The sequence below is a fragment of the Streptomyces sp. NPDC054863 genome (genome assembly GCF_053610825.1).
The window spans coordinates 1-6,840 of record NZ_JBSGZD010000375.1 but is presented as its reverse complement, the minus strand read 5'-3'; the positions used below and the strand labels follow the sequence as shown (position 1 = coordinate 6,840).

Genomic DNA, 6,840 nt, shown 5'->3' with positions numbered 1-6,840 from the left:
CCCTCAAGTGGGGCGTGCCCGGCCCTTCTTCGTACCGAAAGGGGCGGAAACGGAAGCGGAAGCCGTCAGCGGCGGCGGCGGTGCAGCGCGAGGGCGGCGGCGGTGCCGCCCGCGAGGGCGCCGACGCCGGCCGCGGCCGGGATGCCGACCTTGGCCGCCTTGCGGCCGGTGCGGTAGTCGCGCAGCCGCCACTCGCGGTCGCGGGCGTACTTGCGGAGCTTGGCGTCCGGGTTGATCGCGTACGGGTGGCCGACGAGGGACAGCATGGGGATGTCGTTGTGGCTGTCGCTGTACGCGGCGCAGCGGGTGAGGTCGAGGCCCTCGGCGGCGGCCAGCGCGCGGACGGCCTCGGCCTTCGCGGGGCCGTGCAGGGGTTCGCCGACGAGGCGGCCGGTGTAGATGCCTTCGTGGGACTCGGCGACCGTGCCGAGCGCGCCGGTGAGGCCGAGGCGGCGGGCGATGATCGTGGCCGTCTCGACGGGGGCGGCCGTCACCAGCCAGACCTTCTGCCCCGCGTCGAGGTGGGCCTGGGCGAGGGCGCGGGTGCCGGGCCAGATGCGCTCGGCCATGTACTCGTCGTAGATCTCCTCGCCGATGGTCATCAGCTCGGAGACCTTGTGGCCCTTCACGATGGACAGGGCGCTCTCGCGGGCGTCCTGCATGTGTTCGGGGTCCTCGACGCCGGCCAGCCGGAACCAGGCCTGCTGCCAGGCGAAGCGGGCGAGTTCCTGGCGCTCGAAGAACTTCCGCTTGTACAGGCCGCGGCCGAAGTGGAAGATCGCGGCGCCCTGCATGACGGTGTTGTCGAGGTCGAAGAAGGCGGCGGCCTTGGTGTCGCCGGGGACCGGGAATTCGGGTTCGGCCGGTTCCGTGGTGCCGGGGGAATCGGGCTTGGCGGCGCGGGCCGCCTCCAGCTCTTCGAGTTCCTGTGACGACTTGCGTGCTGCTTCGGCTGCAGCCTCGCCCGCCAGCACGCTCCGTGCGGTCGCGGAGCGCCTACGGGGGGTGAGCCATCCCAGTGCGGCCATGACGTGAGCATAGCCATTCTGTTCGGGACTTCCCGAGCCGGTGGGATGCGAGGGTGTGAACTCTCCGCGTCCGGACTGTTACGGCGGCGCGGGAGGCGTGCGCGACGGCGGCCAGAATGGGGGGATGAGCCCTTTGCTGCGACGTAGGAAGAAGGAGTCCGGTGAGCGTCTTGTCACGCTGATCGGCAAGCCCGGCTGTCATCTGTGCGACGACGCGCGGGCGGTCGTCGGGGCGGTGTGCGGGGAGCTGGGGGTGCGGTGGGAGGAGAAGGACATCTCCGTGGACGCGGAGTTGCACCGGGAGTACTGGGAGCAGATTCCGGTGGTGCTGGTGGACGGGGAGCAGCACACGTTCTGGAAGGTGGACGCCGGGCGCCTTCGGCGGGAGCTTGGGGGGTAGGGGGCTGGAATGTGCGGGCACGTCGTGGCTGGTCGCGCCCACGCGGCGGAGCCGCACAGTGATGCAGCCCCGCGCCCCTGAAGGCGCGGCTGCGCCGGCTTCGGGGGCTTGAGCCGCAGGGATGCCGCGTACCATCGGGGGCGGTTTGGGTTGAGTTGGGGGCTGGCTTGTGAGGAGTGTGTACCGGTTTGCCCCCGATGGAATCGCGACGTCACCGTGCGTGTTCCGGTTCCAGGGTGACGCGGCGTGAACGCGTGACCCCGGTCACTTTGCTTGGACAAATCGGACACCATCTTTGTGCACGCGTTCACAAAGACATAGCCTGCATCCGACGGGGCGGTCTTGGGACATACGGCCGCCTACAGCCCCGCTCATCCCGCAGGAGCACCGTGGCAACTGGCCGAACTCACCGACCGGCGACCCGAAGCCGAGGCATTCCCGAGGCCACCGTCGCCCGCCTTCCGCTGTACTTGCGCGCCCTGACCGCGCTCTCCGAGCGCTCGGTCCCGACCGTGTCGTCGGAGGAACTCGCCGCAGCCGCGGGGGTCAACTCCGCGAAGCTGCGGAAGGACTTCTCGTACCTGGGCTCCTACGGGACGCGCGGCGTCGGCTACGACGTCGAGTACCTCGTCTACCAGATCTCGCGCGAGCTGGGCCTGACCCAGGACTGGCCCGTGGTCATCGTCGGCATCGGCAACCTCGGCGCCGCGCTCGCCAATTACGGCGGCTTCGCCTCCCGTGGTTTCCGGGTCGCCGCGCTGATCGACGCCGATCCCGCGATGGCCGGCAAGCCGGTCGCCGGGATGCCCGTCCAGCACACGGACGAGCTGGAGAAGATCATCGCCGAGAACGGTGTGTCCATCGGGGTCATCGCGACTCCGGCGGGCGCTGCTCAGCAGGTCAGTGAGCGGCTGATCGCCGCGGGCGTCACCTCGATCCTCAACTTCGCGCCGACGGTCCTCCAGGTGCCGGAGGGGGTGGACGTGCGGAAGGTCGACCTGTCGATCGAGCTGCAGATCCTCGCCTTCCACGAGCAGCGCAAGGCCGGCGACGCCGAAGCCGCCGCTGCCGCCCTGCTGCCGCCCGCCGCACGCGGCGGTGACGAGGGCCCGAACGAGGGCCCGAACCGGAAGGGACCCGACGGCGACGTGCCCGCCGTGATGCCGGCATGAGTCTTCTGGTCGTCGGGCTGAGCCACCGCAGCGCGCCCGTCAGCGTCCTGGAGCGCGCCTCGCTCTCCGTGGAGGCCAAGGCGAAGCTGCTGCAGGACACCCTCGCGTCCGAGCCGGCCGCCGAGGCGACGGTGCTCGCCACCTGCAACCGCATCGAGCTGTACGCCGACGTGGAGAAGTTCCACGCGGGCGTCGCCGAGCTGTCGACGCTGCTCGCCCAGCACAGCGGGGTGGGTCTCGAAGAGCTGACCCCCTATCTGTACGTGCACTACGAGGACCGGGCCGTTCACCACCTGTTCTCGGTGGCCTGCGGACTCGACTCGATGGTCGTCGGCGAGGGGCAGATCCTTGGCCAGATCAAGGACGCGCTCGCGCTCGGGCAGGAACTGCACACCGCGGGCCGCCTGATCAACGACCTGTTCCAGCAGGCGCTGCGGGTCGGCAAGCGTGCGCACTCCGAGACCGGCATCGACCGGGCCGGGCAGTCGCTCGTCACCTTCGGGCTCGAACAGCTCGCCGCCGGTGCTCCGGTCGCCGAATGGGCCGCCGGGAAGCGGGCGTTGGTGATCGGCGCGGGCTCGATGTCCTCGCTGGCCGCCGCGACGCTGGTGCGGGTCGGCGTGGCCGAGGTCGTCGTCGCGAACAGGACCGCCGAGCGCGCCGAGCGCCTCGCGGAGATCCTCGTCCAGTCGGGCGGCGCCGCGCGCGCCGTACCCATGGACGAGGTGGCCCGGGAACTGACACGAGTCGACGTCGCGGTCTCCTGCACCGGTGCGACCGGCCTCGTGCTGACCGTCGAGGACGTCGCGGGCGCGCTGGGCATGCCGGTGGACGACGCCACGCGTGCGGCCGAGTCCGGTCACGTACCGCAGATACGCGCCGAGAGCGACCCCAACTCCCTTGAACTGCACGGCGCCTGGGCCGACAACGGGGAGCTCGCCGCGCAGGCGCAGCCCCGGGTCAGGCCGCTGGAAGCCGACGGGAAGGCCGTGCGGCTCGCGCTGCTCGACCTGGCGATGCCGCGCGACATCGACGGCGCGGCCCACCGGCTCGACGGCGTGCGCCTGGTGGACATCGAGTCCCTGGCCGACGCCGCGGCGGATGCGCCGATGGCTGCCGACGTGGACCGGGTGCGCTCGATCGTCGCCGACGAGGTGGCCGCCTTCGGCGCCGCCCAGCGGGCCGCGCAGATCACCCCGACCGTGGTCGCCCTGCGCAGCATGGCCGCCGACGTCGTGACCAATGAAGTGGCCCGGCTGGAGGGCCGCCTTCCCGGCCTCGACGCGAAGCAGCGGGCGGAGATCACGCAGACCGTACGGCGCGTGGTCGACAAGCTCCTGCACGCGCCGACCGTACGGGTCAAGCAGCTCGCCAGCGAGCCCGGCGGCGCCGGGTACGCGGACGCGCTGCGCGAGCTCTTCGACCTCGACCCGCAGACGGTCGCGGCGGTGAGCAGGGCCGACAGCCTCAAGGGCGGCCCCGAGAAGGGCCCGCAGGCCGACCGAACCGACACCGACGGTGCCGAGAGTGCGAAGAGAGGGCGGGCATGACTGATGCCGCTAAGGCCGGATCGGCCTTGAAGCTGGGGACTCGGCGCAGCAAGCTCGCCATGGCCCAGTCCGGACACGTCGCCGAGGCAGTGCGTCAACTGACCGGGCGCGACGTGGAGTTGGTGGAGATCACCACGTACGGCGACGTGTCGAAGGAGCAGCTGGCGCAGATCGGCGGCACCGGTGTGTTCGTCACCGCGCTGCGCGACGCCCTGCTGCGGGGCGAGGTCGACTTCGCCGTGCACTCGCTGAAGGACCTGCCCACCGCGCAGCCCGACGACCTGGCGCTGGCCGCGGTGCCCGTGCGGGAGGATCCGCGCGACGTGCTCGTGGCGCGTGACGGGCTGACCTTCGCGCAGCTGCCCGAGGGGGCGCGGGTCGGTACCGGCTCGCCGCGCCGGATGGCGCAGCTGAACGCGTACGCCCGCAGCCACGGGATGAAGATCGAGACTGTGCCGATCCGGGGGAACATCGACACCCGGGTCGGATACGTACGAAACGGCGAGCTGGACGCGGTGGTTCTTGCCGCGGCCGGGCTGCGCCGGATCGGCCGCGTCGACGAGGTGACCGAATTCCTGGCCGCCGACCTCATGCTGCCCGCCCCCGGCCAGGGGGCACTGGCCATCGAGTGTGCGGCGTCCAACGCCGGCCTCGCTGCCAAGCTCGCCGAGCTCGACGACCCGCGGACGCGGTGCGCCGTGACGGCCGAGCGAGCCCTGCTCGCCGCCCTGGAGGCCGGTTGCAGTGCACCTGTGGGTGCTCTGGCCGACTTCTTGGTTGACGGGCAGATTGTCAATGAAATGCGCCTGCGGGGTGTTGTCGGTTCGACCGACGGCGCCGAGCTGGTGCAGCTGTCCACTACCGGTCCCGTACCCACGTCGCACCATGGCGCGCAGGCTCTGGGGCGCGAACTCGCGTCCGAGATGCTCGCCAAGGGTGCGGCCGGTCTTATGGGGGAGCGAGCACTTTGAGCCCCACCACCACACCTGCATCCTCGGCGTCCTCGGTGTTCTCTGCACCCGGGCACGTCACCTTCCTCGGCGCCGGCCCCGGTGATCCGGGCCTGCTGACTCTGCGCGCCGTCGAGGCCCTCGCGAGCGCCGACGTACTGATCGCCGAGCCGGCTGTGCTCGACGTCGTACGTGCTCATGCCAAGGCGGGCGTAAGTACGCCCCAACTGGCCGTAGTTGACGACTCGTCAGTAACTTCGGGCACGTCTGCGATCCGGACGCCCATGTCGTCCAAGGTCGTGGTCAATCTTGTCATGGAGGCTGCGCGCAGCGGCAAGCGGGTCGTCCGTGCGGTCGCCGGCGACCCCGGCCTCGACGGCAACGCCGCGGAGGAGATGCTCGCGTGCGCGGCCGAAGGCGTCGCCTTCGAGGTCGTCCCGGGCGTCGCCACCGCGGTCGGCGTGCCCGCCTACGCGGGTGTCCCGCTGCGGGACGCGGCCGGGGCCGATGTGCGCTTCGTGGACGCCCGTACGGCCGACGAACGCTGCTGGAGCGAGGTCGGGGCGAGCGATGCCACGGCCGTCGTCTCCACGACGCTCGACTCGGTGGCCGCCGCGGCAGGCGAGCTCGTCTCGGCGGGCCGCAAGCCCGACACCCCGATGACGGTCACCGTCGCGGGCACGACGACGCGCCAGCGCACGTGGAACACCACGCTGGGGACCGTCGCCCAGGTGCTCAAGCAGGCGAAGGTGCTGCCCTCTCCGGACGGCCACCAGCCCGTCATAGCCGTGGTCGGCGAGCGCAGCGCCGCTGCCCAGCGCGACCAGCTGTCGTGGTTCGAGTCGAAGCCGCTCTTCGGGTGGCGGGTGCTCGTTCCGCGTACGAAGGAGCAGGCGGCCTCGCTCTCCGACCAGCTGCGTTCGTACGGCGCGGTGCCGCACGAGGTGCCGACCATCGCGGTCGAGCCGCCGCGGACCCCGCAGCAGATGGAGCGGGCCGTGAAGGGGCTCGTCACCGGGCGCTACGAGTGGATCGCCTTCACCTCGGTGAACGCCGTCAAGGCGGTGCGGGAGAAGTTCGAGGAGTACGGGCTCGACGCACGCGCCTTCGCGGGCATCAAGGTCGCCGCGGTGGGCGAGCAGACGGCTGCCTCGCTGGTCGAGTTCGGCGTGAAGCCGGACCTCGTGCCGAGCGGTGAGCAGTCCGCCGCGGGTCTGCTGGAGGACTGGCCGCCGTACGACCCGGTCTTCGACCCGATCGACCGCGTCTTCCTGCCGCGTGCGGACATCGCGACGGAGACGCTGGTCGCGGGCCTGATCGAGCTCGGGTGGGAGGTCGACGACGTCACCGCCTACCGGACGGTGCGCGCTTCGCCGCCGCCGGCTGACACGCGGGAGGCGATCAAGGGCGGTGGCTTCGATGCCGTGCTCTTCACGTCGTCGAGCACGGTGCGCAACCTGGTCGGCATCGCGGGCAAGCCGCACAACGTGACCGTCATCGCGTGTATCGGCCCTGCGACGGCCAAGACCGCGGAGGAGCACGGGCTGCGCGTCGACGTGCTGTCGCCGGAGCCCTCGGTGCACAAGCTGGCCGAGGCGCTGGCGGAGTTCGGTGCGGCGCGGCGCGCGGCGGCGCTGGAGGCGGGCGAGCACGTGGCGCGGCCGAGCGAGCGGCGGCCGGGGTCGCGGCGGCGGCGGACGACGTAACACCGTGTGAGAGGTGTGCGGGGCGGGCCGGGGG

The 6,840-nt window shown here is 71.7% G+C and carries 6 protein-coding genes; 5 read left to right on the top strand and 1 reads right to left on the bottom strand.

What is annotated here, in order from left to right:
- Positions 1 to 65: 65 nt before the first annotated feature.
- Positions 66 to 1,028, bottom strand: a complete 963-nt coding sequence (locus tag ACWGIG_RS35565) for an HAD family hydrolase (protein ID WP_453325838.1) — start codon at positions 1,026 to 1,028, stop codon at positions 66 to 68.
- 124 nt (positions 1,029 to 1,152) lie between these two features.
- Here ACWGIG_RS35565 and ACWGIG_RS35560 point away from each other — a divergent pair, with 124 nt between their 5' ends.
- The 5 genes from ACWGIG_RS35560 (at position 1,153) to ACWGIG_RS35540 (ending at position 6,806) form a co-directional block, all read left to right on the top strand.
- Entirely contained in the window at positions 1,153 to 1,428 is a 276-nt protein-coding gene (locus ACWGIG_RS35560) for a glutaredoxin family protein (RefSeq protein ID WP_453325837.1), read from the top strand.
- 389 nt (positions 1,429 to 1,817) lie between these two features.
- Positions 1,818 to 2,600 (top strand): redox-sensing transcriptional repressor Rex, encoded by a 783-nt coding sequence (locus tag ACWGIG_RS35555; RefSeq protein WP_453325836.1) that lies wholly within the window; start codon positions 1,818 to 1,820, stop codon positions 2,598 to 2,600.
- Positions 2,597 to 4,150 carry a glutamyl-tRNA reductase gene (locus tag ACWGIG_RS35550; protein ID WP_453325835.1) on the top strand — a complete coding sequence of 518 codons (1,554 nt, stop codon included), beginning with the start codon at positions 2,597 to 2,599 and terminating at the stop codon, positions 4,148 to 4,150. Before ACWGIG_RS35555 ends, ACWGIG_RS35550 begins: the two co-directional genes overlap by 4 nt.
- On the top strand, positions 4,147 to 5,121 hold the full coding sequence (gene hemC / locus ACWGIG_RS35545) for a hydroxymethylbilane synthase (RefSeq protein ID WP_453325834.1): 975 nt from the start codon (positions 4,147 to 4,149) through the stop codon (positions 5,119 to 5,121). The genes ACWGIG_RS35550 and hemC overlap by 4 nt, the downstream gene beginning before the upstream one ends.
- A complete protein-coding gene (locus ACWGIG_RS35540) occupies positions 5,118 to 6,806 on the top strand; it encodes a uroporphyrinogen-III synthase (protein WP_453325833.1) in 1,689 nt (562 codons plus the stop codon). Before hemC ends, ACWGIG_RS35540 begins: the two co-directional genes overlap by 4 nt.
- The last annotated feature ends 34 nt before the right edge of the window (positions 6,807 to 6,840 follow it).